13 protein-coding genes and 2 pseudogenes are annotated in these 16,360 nt (G+C 40.1%); 5 read left to right on the top strand and 10 right to left on the bottom strand.

Annotated features, from left to right (window positions below):
- Nucleotides 1-8: 8 nt before the first annotated feature.
- Together OCV56_RS24010 and OCV56_RS24005 are read left to right on the top strand one after the other, a co-directional pair.
- Nucleotides 9-236 (top strand): hypothetical protein, encoded by a 228-nt coding sequence (locus OCV56_RS24010; protein WP_086712883.1) that lies wholly within the window; start codon nucleotides 9-11, stop codon nucleotides 234-236.
- Nucleotides 237-268: 32 nt separating this feature from the next.
- Nucleotides 269-760 carry a DUF726 domain-containing protein gene (locus tag OCV56_RS24005; protein WP_143691561.1) on the top strand — a complete coding sequence of 164 codons (492 nt, stop codon included), beginning with the start codon at nucleotides 269-271 and terminating at the stop codon, nucleotides 758-760.
- Nucleotides 761-1,117: 357 nt separating this feature from the next.
- Here the strand turns inward: OCV56_RS24005 and OCV56_RS24000 are convergent.
- Nucleotides 1,118-1,320: pseudogene (locus OCV56_RS24000) on the bottom strand (LysR family transcriptional regulator); the annotation flags it as partial.
- Nucleotide 1,321: 1 nt separating this feature from the next.
- Here OCV56_RS24000 and OCV56_RS23995 point away from each other — a divergent pair.
- A pseudogene (locus OCV56_RS23995) lies at nucleotides 1,322-1,643 on the top strand (type 1 glutamine amidotransferase domain-containing protein); the annotation flags it as partial.
- 211 nt (nucleotides 1,644-1,854) lie between these two features.
- On the opposite strand, the gene OCV56_RS23990 reads toward OCV56_RS23995, so the two are convergent.
- The 8 genes from OCV56_RS23990 to OCV56_RS23955 all read right to left on the bottom strand — a co-directional run bounded on the left by OCV56_RS23990 (nucleotide 1,855) and on the right by OCV56_RS23955 (nucleotide 12,586).
- Nucleotides 1,855-2,235: an HVO_A0114 family putative DNA-binding protein gene (locus OCV56_RS23990; protein WP_086712881.1), complete on the bottom strand. Its 381-nt coding sequence runs from the start codon at nucleotides 2,233-2,235 to the stop codon at nucleotides 1,855-1,857.
- A gap of 141 nt (nucleotides 2,236-2,376) precedes the next feature.
- Nucleotides 2,377-2,574, bottom strand: coding sequence for a hypothetical protein (locus tag OCV56_RS23985; RefSeq protein ID WP_167373161.1), 198 nt, complete (start codon nucleotides 2,572-2,574; stop codon nucleotides 2,377-2,379).
- Between the two features lie 152 nt (nucleotides 2,575-2,726).
- Complete coding sequence (locus tag OCV56_RS23980) at nucleotides 2,727-3,497, bottom strand: hypothetical protein (protein ID WP_086712880.1); 771 nt, start codon at nucleotides 3,495-3,497, stop codon at nucleotides 2,727-2,729.
- 295 nt (nucleotides 3,498-3,792) lie between these two features.
- Entirely contained in the window at nucleotides 3,793-5,196 is a 1,404-nt protein-coding gene (locus OCV56_RS23975; protein WP_086712879.1) for a relaxase/mobilization nuclease domain-containing protein, read from the bottom strand.
- Entirely contained in the window at nucleotides 5,186-5,731 is a 546-nt protein-coding gene (locus tag OCV56_RS23970) for a chromosome partitioning protein ParA (protein WP_086712878.1), read from the bottom strand. The genes OCV56_RS23975 and OCV56_RS23970 overlap by 11 nt, the downstream gene beginning before the upstream one ends.
- A gap of 894 nt (nucleotides 5,732-6,625) precedes the next feature.
- The gene (locus OCV56_RS23965) at nucleotides 6,626-8,428 is read right to left on the bottom strand and encodes a recombinase family protein (protein ID WP_086712901.1); all 1,803 of its coding nucleotides are present in this window, start codon (nucleotides 8,426-8,428) and stop codon (nucleotides 6,626-6,628) included.
- A 177-nt stretch (nucleotides 8,429-8,605) separates the two neighbouring features.
- Nucleotides 8,606-9,808 carry an acetate/propionate family kinase gene (locus tag OCV56_RS23960; RefSeq protein WP_086712877.1) on the bottom strand — a complete coding sequence of 401 codons (1,203 nt, stop codon included), beginning with the start codon at nucleotides 9,806-9,808 and terminating at the stop codon, nucleotides 8,606-8,608.
- Between the two features lie 708 nt (nucleotides 9,809-10,516).
- Complete coding sequence (locus OCV56_RS23955) at nucleotides 10,517-12,586, bottom strand: DEAD/DEAH box helicase (protein ID WP_086712876.1); 2,070 nt, start codon at nucleotides 12,584-12,586, stop codon at nucleotides 10,517-10,519.
- A gap of 308 nt (nucleotides 12,587-12,894) precedes the next feature.
- Between OCV56_RS23955 and rnb the strand changes: the two genes are divergently transcribed.
- Both rnb and OCV56_RS23945 read left to right on the top strand, forming a co-directional pair.
- Nucleotides 12,895-14,901: an exoribonuclease II gene (gene rnb, locus OCV56_RS23950; RefSeq protein ID WP_086712875.1), complete on the top strand. Its 2,007-nt coding sequence runs from the start codon at nucleotides 12,895-12,897 to the stop codon at nucleotides 14,899-14,901.
- A gap of 157 nt (nucleotides 14,902-15,058) precedes the next feature.
- Nucleotides 15,059-15,889 carry a helix-turn-helix domain-containing protein gene (locus OCV56_RS23945; protein WP_086712874.1) on the top strand — a complete coding sequence of 277 codons (831 nt, stop codon included), beginning with the start codon at nucleotides 15,059-15,061 and terminating at the stop codon, nucleotides 15,887-15,889.
- Between the two features lie 96 nt (nucleotides 15,890-15,985).
- On the opposite strand, the gene OCV56_RS23940 is transcribed toward OCV56_RS23945, so the two are convergent.
- Nucleotides 15,986-16,348, bottom strand: coding sequence for a DUF3024 domain-containing protein (locus tag OCV56_RS23940; protein ID WP_086712873.1), 363 nt, complete (start codon nucleotides 16,346-16,348; stop codon nucleotides 15,986-15,988).
- Nucleotides 16,349-16,360: the final 12 nt, after the last annotated feature.

Here is a 16,360-nt window from a genome sequence, read left to right as displayed (position 1 = left end):
ATAAATGAGTGAGAACACGAGTAATTCGAGCTGGTAAAGATGTAAAAGTGATTGTGATTAATGGCTTTATGTCTGAGCAATCCACTGATGTTACTGATTGGCTATCGGTCGTTGATAAGAACTTTCCCAAGGCAGCGGTACTCCACTGCGATTGGGACGCTAGCAATTATAAACGATTAGTAACAAACTGGATGACTCCTGAATTCGAAAAGACACCCCTGGCGGTCTATTGCTAAAAATTATATCTCAAACCATTGTTGGACTAGACTTGTTTAAACGTAAATCCGCAATTGGTGCTACTCGCAAAGAGTGGATAACTGCGATGGAAAATGCCAAACTAGCGGGAATGCAACTTGCAAACTATATCGATAAAAACCCGAGTAAATACATTTTGATGGGCCATTCACTAGGTTCACGAGTGATATTTAATTGCTTAGTCAACATGAAAACCTATGACCGAGTGATGGGTGCTTTTCTATTAGGCGGCGCGGTAGGTGCTGAAAGCCCTTGGGGTAACATAGCAATGAGAAAATCGATTCGCATTTTTAACTGTTACTCCGATAACGATATGGTGCTGCGCGGACTTTATCGAGCAGGAACATTGTTTGCCGATACGCCCGTTGGCATAAAACCAATTGAGCAAGGTTATAACAACCAGATCTTTAATATTAATATGTCACGCATTGTTCGAGGACACACCGATTATAAAAAAGCGGAAGTGGGTAACCTGATCAAAACATATACTTCTGTTCCTCGCTAGCAACCTAAAAATTATTAATTTTCTCCATTTTGCGGGAGCATATACACAAAAAGGTCGCTTCCGCAATCTTTCATCAAGGAAAAATACATCTCAATACAGCTTCTATATGTAGATGTTCATTATGTTAAATCTGTAAATCAGGCATCAAAAACTACCTTTTTAGAGCCTTAAAAACCGTAGAGCTGTTTTTTTTCCTGTAATTCTGTGAGAGTTAGTATACGCAGGTTAGAAGCAATGACTGAAATTTTTATGGCACACTAAATTTTCCAAAAACTTTTCAGTGATCACTTTCTAACTCAAAAGTGCTACATTCCGAGCTTGTGCACCTGCTGTTTATTATGAGATTTGTCATTCCTGCTATTCTGAGAAGTGGTCAAGTAGAAAGTCGATGGCCAGCCTTGCTCTTAATGGTAGGAAATGACTGTTTTGATATACAATCCAACTGCTGTTGCCGCTTCCCCAATAAGGTTCAAGAATTCGTGCTAAACGACTAGACGAAATGGCATCGCTAAAGCTGCTTTTGGTAGATAATCCACGCCTAACCCCTCTGTACAAGCCTCCGCAAAAATATCAGCAAAACATTATGAAGATGACGGTAGTGTAGCAGCCGTATTCCATGGCCCAAGTGCTCTTCTACCTATTAAGCAATGGCGACAGTTTGCTTGCGTCTAAGTCAGGGACAGGCTTCACTCGTGAAGTAGAAGAGATCGATTTTGGCACTATCAATGACATCCCATTCCAATTGGAAGAGTCTTTCGCAGATAGTGCAATTCGTTATTCTAAAGTTAAACCTTGGCAAGGGCTTGTGATTGTGGATGGTCGTGTTATTACAGGACAGAGCGCTCGCAACGTCGGTAAAGCCATCTTGAATCTATTAGCTTAAGTGATAATTAGGACTAAAACTGTACCTCACTGAGAAAACAAGTTCGATAAGTGTTTTCCTCCCACGTCGTAGATCGCTTTTTCGGCTCAGAAGTATCGCCATTCGAGTTAGCTAGCCTAGCTAACTCGTAATTAGCTTGAAATGAATCAGCTTCAATCATGTCGGTGTTATGTGCACGGTAAAAACACCTTTGTTCGAAATTGAGCGGTTATTAAAGTAGCTGTAGAAGCAGATCTTCCAGTTCTTTACCCATGAGGATCTCAAAAGAGGTATAAATGGCAGTAAGACGCTCTTCGTTTCCACATCTATCAATACGAACAAAACCTTTAGATGCAAGGTCATCAATAGAAACCGAAAGTTCTTCGACACTGCGACCTGTTATAGCAGATAACTTCCCTACACTATTTGCTCTATCACGAGAAATCATATATAAAAGCTTAATATTTTCGTTAGTTAAAACCTGTGCCAGCTCCGTTAATGATGAAAACCAGAAATGAGGGATATCTTCGACATGGTTTAATTTTCCAGCTGAAACATCCAATATATACTTGCGAACGAGTTCTTCCGAGGCGATTCCGATTCTAGCTTTCATAGTCTATCCATGTTAATAAAAATATAATGATTTTGTTTAAGGAAATGGCATTAGCTGCATGATATTGGCGAGTGTCGCACTTCGCAGTTGAATTCGGGATTTATTAAACCTCAATACAAATTTCTTTAAACCACGCTCTCATTATTCATTACTTTGATGAAGCGCAATAATCTTAAGAACATCAGCTGTAATATTAATTGCTTTAGTGCCTGATGGTATATCCATCTTATCTTGGTATTGCATCCAAACTTCGCCATTTTTAGATATGCGGATCATTGCGAATGTGTCGTTAAGAAAGGACTTATTGACGCCAAGTTGTTCATGAATATCATCCATCATAATCATCCCTATTACATGTTGTTAGAAAATATGATTAAATACTAATCTATGATTCTCAGGAAAACAATACTATTAATCTATTAGATTACAAAGTGTACACTTTCATATAATATGAAAAGCCAGATCGTTGATCTGGCAGATATCAAAGAGGTTTACGACGAACTGCAACACAAAGACTCTAGTATCTTTCTTTCAGTGCTTAATTTTTTAACTCTGTTGCCAGTTTCAAAACTGTCTATTTTACTCATGTGTTTAACAAAACGATCAGCATTTGCTTTACTTGAAATTTTAAAGTTAGACAAATTATTGTAGTTTTTAATTTTATCAGTCAATTTTTTATCATAGAAAAGCATATTCTGAAAAAGAATATCAGGCATAACGTATGCGTCTAATACTTGTTTAATTCTGTACATTGACTGATACAGATCTTGTGCTTCTACAGCTGTCAAAAGACCATCTAAAGCAAGCTTTTCAACAATATCTGCAACATCATGGATTGGCTTTGATATCTTTGCCGCCTCTTTCTGAATTCCAGCTCTGTCAATCTCGAAATAACCACGGCATTCATTTACTTTTGCTTTTTGATATATTCCGTAATAGTATTTATGCTTAGCTAAAAATTTCTCATATGCACCTCGAGTAATCTCGAACTCCCCCGACTTCACACATTTAGAAGCATTGTTACTTACAAATTCTTCAAATGTATACTTGGGGTACTCATCAATACGTTTTTGAGCAACATTAATCACCATTGTTTTAGGAGAGCCATTTCTAAAGCCTTCATTGTTTACATTTATATTTAATCGAAGATAAAGAGTCATACCTTTTCTATGTCGATACGGTGTATAATTTTTACCATCATTATTTTTGTTATCTCTTTGTTTATCTACTGCTACATTAATTGCATCTGCGTTATTAGCCATGATTAAAACCTTATCATTTATTTTTATCTTTTAATATAAGATACCAGTTAAATTAATATAAGTAAAGAAACTGAAATTTGCCAAAAAAATAATTTTAAAAGATTGATTTTCAATCTCTATCTAATACAAACCAACTGACATAACATTATTATTGACAGAAAAATTTGATAAAATATTTATTAACTATGACGAATCATTGATTTTTAAAAATCACCGAGGCATTAAAAAATAATGACTAGGGAATTATATATAGAAAGCAATATCATTGCATTTAATTACAACTATAAATATTAGGTTACTTCTTTATACCTTTGTAATCCTGGCTAATGATACTTTCTAATAGTTTGTTCACCAAACTTTGTTGTGGTTTATCATTCTTGTGTAAGACCTCAACATGAGCGGTAGTAATAAAAGTCTTATAGTCACTCTCAGAAATCTGTTTTGTGCTTAAATTTTCAAATAAATTTTCCATTGCTTTTCGCTTAGTGATGCAGCTAAATGCTTTATCAAGAGTATCCAAAAATAGCGCTTCAATGACAGTTTCAAAACCCATTTCAACATCTTTAAGCGTAGAAATCATCTCAACGACATACACAACATCAGAAGCGCCTTTTAATCTTTTACGTGCTCTCAAGTTCCACTTCATATCATCTATTAATTGTTCCACTTCTCTGCGATATCTAACATTCAAAGAAAGCATGACAAGATAAGTCCTCATATCTTGATCTTGCTTATTCTCATAAACTCTAATCGCATTATCTGATTGTTCTTGAGCGTGCACAGCCGCTCTTTCAAGTTCTTCTTCATAGTTACTAAGGTCTTTACAGGCGTCATGTAGAATACCGTTTCTAATTAGCTTTCCTAGTGTATATTTTCGATTTCCGCCCAGCTGAGAAGCAGACATTCGAACCCCGTCGAGATTAAATACGATACCCACCGCCATCCCCTTCTTTGTTTGTAGCTCTACTTTGAGCCTTGAATGTGTTGACTCAACAGCAGTGACAAACTCTGCAAGATTAGAGCCTGGCTTTAACTTATTAATACCTGTTTTTACCAGCCTAGCGATTTGAGCCTTTTTGTTAAATTTTTTAGCGTCATTAATATCAGAATAGGTATCGTAACCAATATCATTACTACTTACTAATTGTCGCAGACCAAACTCTATCTCTAGCTCCCTCATTACTTCTTGTGCTCGTATCTTGCTATAAGAGTCTTTGATGCGCTTTCTTGTCACTATATCGATGGTAGACGTGATTACGTGTATATGTTCTTGGTCGGTATCATTATGTTTAAAGACAATATATCTACAATTTGCATAACCCAAACGGCTCATCAAATTTTTAGCTGTTTTACACCATTGTGGATTAGTTAAGCTTTCATTTGTATCGAGGCTAACTATCATGTGCTTAAACTGCTGTTTAGCACTTGGGTTAAGCCTTATAGATTCTTGCATCTCTCTTATCGCAAGTGACATATCTAACATCTCTCCTGATGCACATTTGGCATTTTCAGGGATATGTATAATATTATTTGCATAAACGAACTCGGTTACTGAAACAGAGCTTTTAGTGGCACCTGCACCATAGTTTACTAGATATTTAGCCAGCCGTTCATCGTCACCTGCAACATACTTTATGAGAACATCAGCGGTCTGATCTGTGTGCTTACCGCCATTTTGTTCGGGTTCCTTATAGATCATGACTTGAGCCTCTTAATTCTTTCAGTGCCTGAACAAGCTTGTCTTCACTTAAATGCTGTTTTGCTATTTCATAAGCCGCTTCTTGAGTAAAGCTATTCACTAGCAAGTGACGAGTGGCCTGAAACTCTCTTAATAGTCCCGCTAGTACTAAAAGAGTACTTTCTATTTCATCTCTTGTGAGAGCTTTACTATTATCAATATCGTTAGCAATTGTTTTAATTTGGTCACTGAGTTCTGAAGTTTTTGTGAAGAACTCTTTAGATGCCTCTAGAATGATGGGTTTGACTTTTACAGCATTATTGATGATGTCACGAGTAAATACTGAAAGTTTTGAATAACCAGACATACATTGCTTTTTAACTAGCTCTTGATATTCTTTTTCAGTGAGGTTTGTTTTTACTGATTTAATCTGCAAATCAGCAGGTTCTTTACGAGCGTTGTATTTCTCTTTTTTTACTGTCTTAATGGCAGTTTCAATAGCTTTCAAATCTTTTGCATCTGCATTTCTTAGAATGTCTAACGTATCGTTGTTCATAATTTTTACCTATTTTGTATGTATACTCACCTCTCAAATAATTAGATGGCTATTAAGATCTAAGACTAACAGAATATGATAAAACAGCGCTAACCCCGAAGGGGGTTAGTGCAACCAACCAGAATGGGCGGAGTATCTGTCGGAGTTTTTATTTGGGACAAATAAACGCGCAGACACAGCTTGCTTAAAATTTCATTTTTTATATTATTAATTTATATTTATATTAAATTCAACTTATATTTTACTTTTAATAGAAATAAGTTTAATCCAAATGACACAGATTAAAGGCCAATAATTAGGATAGTTTAATAATCATATAGAAATCAATAACATCGAAGATTTTAATTAATAGATTACTTTCCAAGTAAGTAGACCATAAATATAAAACTTAAACCTTAAGTAGTCATATAAAAACTTGTTCTCACAGTATAAGTATTCTGTAATTATGATAATATGAAGATTAAGTATCCATTACTTACTATTAATTAATGGGTAATTTATTTAGAATATAAATCCAATGCAATTTTAGCATACAACAATTAATAGAGATTGTTCCCACAGCTAATCAATAAGCACCTCAACCTCATTCAAGCCATATACTTTAGGTGGTGAGTCTTGGTATTTGGAAGATTTTTTCTAGTCATGCTCCCATAATGAAGACCCAAAACGATCACTCAATAGTCAAAAGCAGAGCAGTTGCGCGAAGTCGAATTTTTGTTGGAAATAGGGCTTGGTGAACACTCACGATTTGACCTCAATAGGCTTTGATCATGTGTCATTTCAGTATTATGTATATCATACTGAAATGACACAGATATCTAAATACCAACCTATTTATGTTTATTGACTGCTTTTGCAATTAGTGAATGTGTTGTGGACTTACTGGCTAATTCGTTAATACCTCAACTTGGCTTGTTCAGCTATCTCTTTCCACTTACTAGGGTTTCTTTTAACAGCCATACGCACCGCGTGCATGTATCGGATAAGTTCTCTGGAGTCTGATAAATCGTTCGGTTGCTTAACATCAGTAATCTCTTTAAGTAATGGGAGGTACATACCCGATGATTTATCCAGATTGATTGAGCGTACTGCTTGAGTATCACTGATAGAACGATTAGCAGTAAACACCTCACTCACGGCTTTATCATTTTTCTCATCACTAAAACTAAATGGTAACTCTCCGATGGCGTCGGCTTTGAAGACAACTCTTAAAGAGCCACCTTGCTCTTCATCAGTGCAAATAATGTACTTCACAAATTGCTTCACAAAGTTGTTATAACGCTCCCTATCTTCGTTATTATCAAGCTTCAAGCTATTAATGATAGTTGTATCGTAGTTTCTGTGTAGAATGGACAGCTCATCAAACTTAGCTTTCTCACTTTGAATTTCATCATCTAACTTGGTGAGCTTATCTGTAAGAATAGAGTATAATCGTGGGTTTATATTTTCCATCAGCTGTTTGGTGACGACCTCAACATTCTCGTTAAGCTCCGCTATATTAGCTTCTAGGCTGCTTAATTCCTCGCTTAAGTCAGTAAAACTACTGTCATTGATTTTAGCGTAGTCTAGACCAGCTAGAGCTTTAACAAGTCTAGTTTCTATCTCTTCATAATTAAGCGCTCTTTGCGTGCAGCCTTGGTTATCGATTTGTTTTCGACATCTTACTTTCTTTCTACCTCTGTTGGGTTTGTAATAGCTCATAGAGGAACCACACTGTGGACAGAAGAGCAACTTACTGAACAGATTACTAAACGCACCAGTTTGCCGCCCGCCAGATCTCTTAAATGATTTTTTGAGGCGAAGGAACGTTTGTTCATCAATAATCGCTGGGTAATAATTTTGCTCAATATCTCCCCATGGCTGTTTCTTAGTTCCAGCATCAGTACGAACATGTTTAACGCGTTGAAACGCACCATACAACTGAATCATTTTACAGTACTTACGCACTATTTCCGTTGACCAAGTTTTTCCATTAAAGTACGGAACACCTTCACTATTCAGGGTACTAGCAATCCTATGACAGCCCAGTCCATCTAACTTCATGTTTATGATGCGCTTCATTACTCTTTCGCGATCAGGTATAAGTTCAAATGACCTCTTATCTTCAGATAACTTCATCCAAGAAGGGCAAATTGAGGTACGCTTTTCCCCCCCTTCTTTCTCTTTCATTCGCTTATTTTCGAAGTAATCATTGATTCGATTAGATTTTTGCTGGCTTTCCATGTGCGCTAAGTGAATTGCCGCTGTAATCAATAAATCATTCTCAAGTGTTGTACTCTCACTATGCTTAATGATTATGCCAAATTTCACGATAGCTACGTCAATACCATACTCTTTGAAAAGACTGAACGTTTTCCGAGACTCGTCAGCAGGCATCCGACTGATGCGATCTACTGCCTCCACAACGAGAAGTGATCCGCGTTTTATATCTCCTTTTCTTGCAGCTTCAAGAAATGCGCCGAGACCACCGTTCGTTGCGGTATTGAAACCTTTGTATGCTGATAGTCCTCTATCAGTAATAAATTCGTCCGCTATGGCGTAAGTTGGTAAACCGTTCTGTAAATTCTCCTTGTTCTTGCTCTCTACAAAACGAATAGCCCCATCGATCTGACGACGGATACCGTCCCCTTGGACTTGTACATCTTTACTCACACGCGAATAGATGTAAGCGTCCAATTGTTCCTTTGGATGAATCATTCCCAACCACCTCATGCAATACAATCCATACTAGATATCATATAGGGGAGGCTATTGCAAAACATACTACCCAAACAGGTTTAATATAAAATCCAGATAAGTTATGTGACTTATACATATGATTATAAAAGAAAAAGGCCAACACAAAGTGTCGGCCCTGAAGAAACTATTGGTGAATCATTGCTGCCTTAACAGCTCCATAGATTGCGATACTATTACAAACTCTTCATTGGTTGGGATAACCATCGCTACTGCATCTAGCATTTCAGATTTCGCGATGATGCCATCTGCGCCAAAGCGAGCACCTTCATTGCCAGCTACATCTTCAACAAAACCAAGAATCTTAAGGTTGTTTAGGATTTCGCGACGAATTGGTAGAGAGTTCTCGCCGATACCACCAGTGAAGATGATGCCGTCTAAAGAGTCTAGTGTTGCAAGGTAAGAAGCAACGTATTTAGCTACGCGGTAAGTAAACACCTCAAAAGCAAGCTTAGCGCCTTCATGGCCCTCTTCCATTGCTTCTAGGATGCCACGAGCATCGCTCGTAAGACCAGACACGCCAAGGAAGCCAGACTCCTTGTTTAGAGAGTTAAATACTTGCTCCTGTGACCAACCTTTCTTAAGAAGGTATTCGATGATACCTGGGTCTAGGTCACCACAACGTGTGCCCATCATTAAGCCAGAAAGTGGCGTGAAGCCCATTGAAGTATCAACACTGTTCCCGTCTTTGATAGCGCATACAGATGCGCCATTACCTAGGTGAACAGAGATGAAGCTAGATTCTTCAACTGGCTTATTCAGCATCTTCGCAGCTTCGCGGCTAACGAAGTAATGGCTCGTACCGTGGAAGCCGTAACGACGTACGCCGAAGTCTGTGTATAGCTCTTTTGCGATTGCACCAGTGAATGCTCGTTGTGGCATTGTTTGGTGGAAAGCCGTATCAAATACAGCAAATTGAGGTAGAGAAGGGAAAGCTTCAATCGCAGCACGGATACCGATAGCACCTGCAGGGTTATGAAGTGGAGCTAGGTCAGATAGGCTTTCAATCTCGTTCGTTACTTCTTCAGTAATACGAACCGTTTGAGTAAACTTCTCACCACCGTGAACGATACGGTGACCGATAGCCACGATATCAGCAGTGAAGCCTAGATCTTCCATCAGGCCAACCAATTTGCCAATGGCAATTTTGTGGTGGTTATCTTCACCTTGAATGGCAATTTCAGTTTTCTCGCCTTGATATTTCCAGCTCATGCGAGCATCTTCAAGACCAAAACACTCCCCTAGGCCACTCAACACTGCTTCACCAGAAACAGAATCAATGACAGCAAATTTTAGGGATGAACTACCCGAGTTAATAACCAGAACAAACGAATTAGACATTGGATATGGATCCTGTTTCAGTACGAATTGGATGAAGTGTTTACTTCAATTTTAGTTAAGCCCATTATTCAATAATTTTTGAATCTTTCAACTTTTGTTTTGAAAAAATCACCAAATGAACACATTTAAGTTGATCTTAGTCATCAAATTATTTATTTCGAGAGCGAAATTAAAAAATAGTTGAATAATGAAATCAACGAACAGGTAACGCAAACGAGTGCTTACATTATTTTTAACTTGATTCAGTTAATTGGAGTAACTCGAATAAATGTAGGTAATCCGCCTAGAAAATACTTCCCTTCCATCTGCTTATCATTACCGACGACTTCTTACTCGAGATCTCAGTTTCTCAGTGTTTACATCAAAAAGATCACAGAAGTTGAGAATAGTGAACGACAAGATCCGTTCTTCTTTTGATTGCCTTCGATCACAACGGTTTGAATAAGCGCATTGTAACGTCGCATAGATAGCCTTCACTCTTTGTTTTAGCATCTTGTAGCACATTCTTTTCGTAAGGGCTTAGAACGCGATACAGCTAACTTATAGGCACTAAGATAAGTTATAGGCGTAACGCTTAGTTGAAGTAAGCTGACTACGTACATCGAGCCAACAACAGCTTAAATTGAAATAGCAGGCACAAAAAAACCGAGCATTACGCTCGGCTTTTAAATTCAGTGTCTAGACTAAAGCGTCTAAGCAATAGGTTGATTAACCTTCGTTGCGCTCTGGACGACGACCACGGTTACCACCGCCATTGCCGTTACCATGACCACGTTCGCCACGGAAGTTACCACGGTGATCGCCACCACGGTTGCGGTCGAAACGACGTTCGCCATCACGTCCACCAGCAGAGTTACCATCGCGAGCACCATCACGGTTGCCACGGTATCCACCACGACCGCCTTCACGGTTACCACCTTCGCGGTTGCCGCCTTCACGGTTACCACGGTAGCCGCCACCATCACGACCGCCACGACCGCCACCACGGTTACCATCACGACCGCCGCCGCCACGACGAGGCTCACGGAAGTCGTTGAAATCAACAACTACAGCGCCAGCTTCTTTTTGACGAATGCGAAGTTTGCTTAGCTTACCAGCAGTTTCAGAGTTCATTGCTTTTGGCAGTTGAACGTAAGTAGAACCTTGGTCTAGCTTGATAGCACCGATAGAACCTTTAGTTAGGCCAAGTTCGTTTGCTAGTGCGCCAACGATGTCTTTAACCTGAACGCCTTGCTCACGGCCAACTTGTAGTTGGTAAGTATCCCAATCTTGAGTATTGAAGTTGCGACCACCACCGTCACGGCCGTTATCACGATCTTCACGACGCTCTTTACGACGGTTTTTATCACGCTCAATAGCAGCGATCATTGGGTCTTCGCCAACGTAGAATAGTGGGCTCTTACCTTGCTGACGCTTAAGAAGCATTGCAGCTAGAGTAGCAGCATCAACGTCTAGAGACTCTTGAAGCGTAGAGATAAGACCTGCAAAGTTTTCTAGAGCTTTGCTTTCTTTCTCTGTTTCAAGTTCAGCGCCAAGCTTAGCAACACGTGCAGCAGCAACTTGGTCACGTAGAGGAAGTTGGATTTCTTCCATAGATGACTTAGTTACGCGCTCGATTGTACGAAGCATACGAATTTGGTTAGTGCGAACTAGTAGGATCGCTTTACCTTTACGTCCAGCACGGCCAGTACGACCAATACGGTGGATGTAAGATTCAACATCGAATGGGATGTCGTAGTTGAATACGTGAGTGATACGTGGAACATCAAGACCACGAGCTACAACGTCAGTTGCAACTAGGATGTCGATAACACCTTGTTTGATGTGATCAACAGTGCGCTCACGTAGAGACTGAGGAATATCACCGTGCAGTGCAGCAGCTTTGAAGCCACGTGCAGATAGCCAATCAGCTAGACGCTCAGTGTCTTGACGAGTACGTACGAATACGATTGACGCGTCAGTTTCTTCAGTTTCTAGAAGACGAGACATTGCTTCGTCTTTTTCTACGCCTTTAACAACCCAGAAGTTCTGCGCTACTTTATCAACTGTGTGGTTAGTACCAGCAACGTCAACTCTAGCCGGGTTACGTAGGTAACGGTCAACAATAGTCTTAACCATTGGAGGCATAGTTGCAGAGAAAAGTACACGTTGTGCAGATTCTGGAGCTTGCTCTAGGATCCAAGTAACGTCATCTACGAAGCCCATTTTTAGCATTTCATCTGCTTCATCAAGAACAAATGTGTGTGCTTCATCTAGGTGTAGACGGTCACGAGTTAGTAAGTCTTTAACACGACCTGGAGTACCAACAACAATGTGAGCACCACGGCTTAGAGCACGCATTTGGTCAACAATTGAAGCACCACCGTAGATTTCAATAACCTTAAGACCTTTGATATCACGGCCAAGGTTTTTGATTTCCGCAGCAACTTGAATCGCTAGCTCACGAGTAGGAGCCATGATGATTGCTTGTGGTTTGTGTTGGTTTAGATTGATTTTGTTAAGTAAAGGCAGAGAGAATGCTGCTGTTTTACCAGTACCAGTCTGTGCTTTACCTAGAGCGTCACGGCCTTCAAGAAGAAGAGGAATAGCTGCTGCTTGGATTGGAGTTGGAGAAACGAAGCCCATGCTATCAAGAGCTGAAAGAATGTTATCGTTTAGGGCTAATTCATTAAATTGAATTACAGATTCGGACATTGGGATCCCACTATATATAAGTAAACAAAAGGTCCCGGGAGCTCTATCAATTCCAATACTGATCCAATCAGATACTGATTCCATTCAGAGTTACGAAGCAGTAATAAAACACTTCAAGCCATTAGGGACGTCTAAGGGAGGCGGATTATTCCCTAAATGCATAAAAAAAGCCAGAAAAAATTGAAATACATCACATATTTTTCGGTTTCCCATCAATACTGGCTATCATATCGCCAAAACTTGATGGATATCTCGTCAAGGCAATAGAGTTCGACCAAATTGGTAGAATTAAATAAGAGGGCAATTAATTTACGCTCACTTCGGCTTTAAGTAGTAATCGAGCCTCGCAATGATTATAGTGTGCTCAATTGTTCTCGTTAGATAAAAGTAAGATGTTTCAAGATAATCCTCTACTCGCTCAGCTCAAGCAGCAAATCCAAGAAACTCTCCCTAAAAAGGAAGGTACTATCAAAGCCACTGAAAAAGGTTTTGGTTTTCTCGAAGTTGATAGCAAAACAAGCTTCTTTATCCCGCCTCCGTACATGAAAAAATGTGTGCACGGTGACAAGGTGATTGCCATCATTCGCACAGAGAAAGAACGCGAAGTAGCTGAGCCTGAGGAATTGGTTGAACAAGGTCTTACTCGCTTTATTGCACGAGTTAAGCTTTTCAAAGGCCGATTGAACGTTGTTCCTGATCACCCACAGCTGAAAAAGCTGCAACTTAAAGCTAAGGCTCAGAAAGGCCTAAATCCTGAAACGCTTAAAGAAGGTGACTGGGTTGTTGCTCATATCGTTCAACACCCATTAAAAGGTGACAATGGCTTCTTGGCTCAGATCTCTGAGAAAATCACAGACGCTGACGACAAGATTGCACCTTGGTGGGTAACGCTGGCACAAAACGACCTACCAAACAGCGAACCTGAAGGCATCGACAACTGGCTAATCAACGATGACGCCGATCTTGAACGCGTAGACATGACGCACATCCCTTTTGTGACTATCGATGGCGAAAGCACAAAAGACATGGATGATGCGCTTTACGCGAAGAAGAAAGAAAACGGTGATTTTGAACTAACTGTCGCTATTGCTGATCCTACGGCTTACATCTCTCCAGATGATGCAATGGATAAAGTGGCTCGTGAGCGTGGTTTCACAATCTACCTTCCTGGGCGTAACATCCCGATGTTACCTCGTGATCTTGCTGACAACCTATGTTCACTGATCGAGAATGAAGTCCGCCCTGCTCTTTGCTGCACAGTAACGGTATCTAAAGATGGCGTTATCGGTGATGACATTAATTTCTTCGCTGCGAACATCAAATCTCATGCTCGTCTTGCTTACGACAACGTATCAGACTGGCTAGAAACGGGTGTATCTGAGAAATGGCAGCCATCAGAAGAGATTGCTGCCATTGTTTCTGATCTTCACCAATTCGCTCAAGCACGTTCAGCATGGCGCTCAGCAAACGCTGTTGTGTTCCCAGATCGCCCTGACTACCGCTTTGAACTTAGTGAAGACAACGATGTTGTTGCTATCCATGCAGACATGCGTCGTAGCGCAAACAAGCTCGTTGAAGAATCAATGATCAGTGCGAACATCTGTGCGGGCCGAGTACTAAAAGAAAGTTTCAACCAAGGTGTGTTTAACTGCCACTCTGGTTTCAAGGCCGAGAAAGTCTCTGATGTTCTTGAACTGGTAAACCCGCAAGCAGAAACACCGTTCACTGAAGAGCAGATCGTTTCTCTTGAAGGCTTTGCTACTCTGCGCCGTTGGTTAGGTTCTTTAGACAACAGCTACTACGACAACCGTATTCGTAAGTTCCAAGCGTACAGTGAAATCAGCAATGAGCCTGCACCACACTACGCGATGGGTCTAGACATTTACGCAACTTGGACTTCTCCAATTCGTAAATACGGCGACATGATTAACCACCGCATGCTGAAAGCGCACATCTTAGGTAAAGCGCCAATCCAAACACCAGACGAAACCATTGGTGATGAACTTGCACTGCACCGCCGTCACCACGGTATGGCTGAGCGTAATGTCGGCGACTGGTTATATGCTCGTACTCTAGCAAATGCTCCAGCAGAGGAAACTCGCTTCCAAGCAGAAATCTTCGATATTAACCGTGCAGGTATGCGTGTACGTTTACTTGAAAATGGTGCAGCTGCATTTATCCCTGGTTCTCTCATTCTTGATAATAAAGAAAGAATAGAGTGCAACGGTGATATGGGTACTGTATCTATCGATAAAGAAATGGTATACAAACTGGGAGACGTTTTAGAAGTAGTTCTCTCTGAAGTTAATCAGGAAAACCGTAATTTGGTAGCAAAGCCTACTCAAGTATTTGCGGACTTGCCTAGCGAGCCTGAAACAACAAACGAAACCGAAGCTTAGTAGCTGCAAAGGCTAGGCCTTTCAAGGTCAAATGCTTCAAAGGTTCACTTCTAAAGGCGCTAATTATTAGCGCCTTTTTTGTAAATGTCTCATGCTTAAACAATACTTAAAAAAACAATCTATAAGCAATCAATTTACAACGTCAAAGAAGCTCACTATGTCATCAATCACAGTTACTCAATTCAGAAACTTCATTCCTAGGAGACGCGAACGTTATCCTGCCTCTAAAAACGGTATCTTTATGGTATCGAAAGGCAGCATTTCTTTTGTGTTGCCCAATGGTACTCAAGCCACATTACAAGCCGGAGATTTCACGCTTTACAATTCTGGGCAGATTAAAGACATCACCGTTAATACTGAAAATGGCGAATTCAGCGCAACCTGCTTAGATTTTGATTTGGCTATCTTTCAGAAATTCATTAACCAGTTCAGTGATCTAGAGTCCTATCGAATCCCAGACAAGTACATTAAATTCAACCAAACTGATACTGAGCTCTGCCAGTTGAAAGATCTCATCATGTCGCTTGCCAGTTCTTCTTCTCAGAATGACTACGCACTCACTCAACTTGGACTGGGTTTGCTATCACTCATGGTAGAACAGTACCCTGCTCTTTTGGTCATAATTGCTCGAGCTTCAAGATTAACCGTAACGCAAAAAGTCATTCACTACATTGAGCAGAATATTGAAAATAATATCTCTTTAGACACGCTAGCCAGCTACATGGGAATGTCGCCAGCTACTCTGAAACGTCGTTTATCAGCTGAAGATCTTTCGTTTTCAAACTTATTGAAAATTAAACGTATTGCTCATGCCGCAACGCAGCTTAGAACGTCGACCAAATCCATTACTCAAATCGCTTATGAATCTGGCTTTAAGAGCGCTGCGCATTTCAGTACCGCCTTTAAAACGTATCATGGAAAAACACCGAAAGATTTCCGATCACTTATCGCACAATCTCAATTGCAAAGCGTGAAACCACAGGTTTAAAGAAGTGAAATAAATTGAGGTACAAAATTGAGTTTCGGCACATCGCAGCCGATAAGTTTATACGTTGCACCACCAGCTAAGACATAAAGTTGGTGGCTATGACCAAAAGTATGATTTGGGATCTTTTTCAATTTCAGACAACACCGCTTCAAGGTCTTTCGATTTAGGAAGATAAGGGTAAGGTCCCCAATTGACGGAGTCAGTTTCTGCATCGTCTTCAAGCGGCACCATGACCAACCAACAAGATAACGACTCATCAAAGGTCACGCTGACGATCTCATTTGTATAATCACTATGAGATGAGTCGAGTAGATAATGCGCCTGAGAAAACAGTACACCACCTTTACACTCTTCATATAGAGATTTGCCCAACTCGACAGGTAAACTGCGATTTCGAGATGTACAGAGCCTCTCAGCGCCAATTAAAAGACGATTCAGTTCGATATGAATAACGGACATAACACCCCTTGT

The sequence above is a fragment of the Vibrio gigantis genome (assembly GCF_024347515.1).
GTDB lineage: Bacteria > Pseudomonadota > Gammaproteobacteria > Enterobacterales > Vibrionaceae > Vibrio > Vibrio gigantis.
This window is presented reverse-complemented; position numbering and strand designations above follow the sequence as displayed.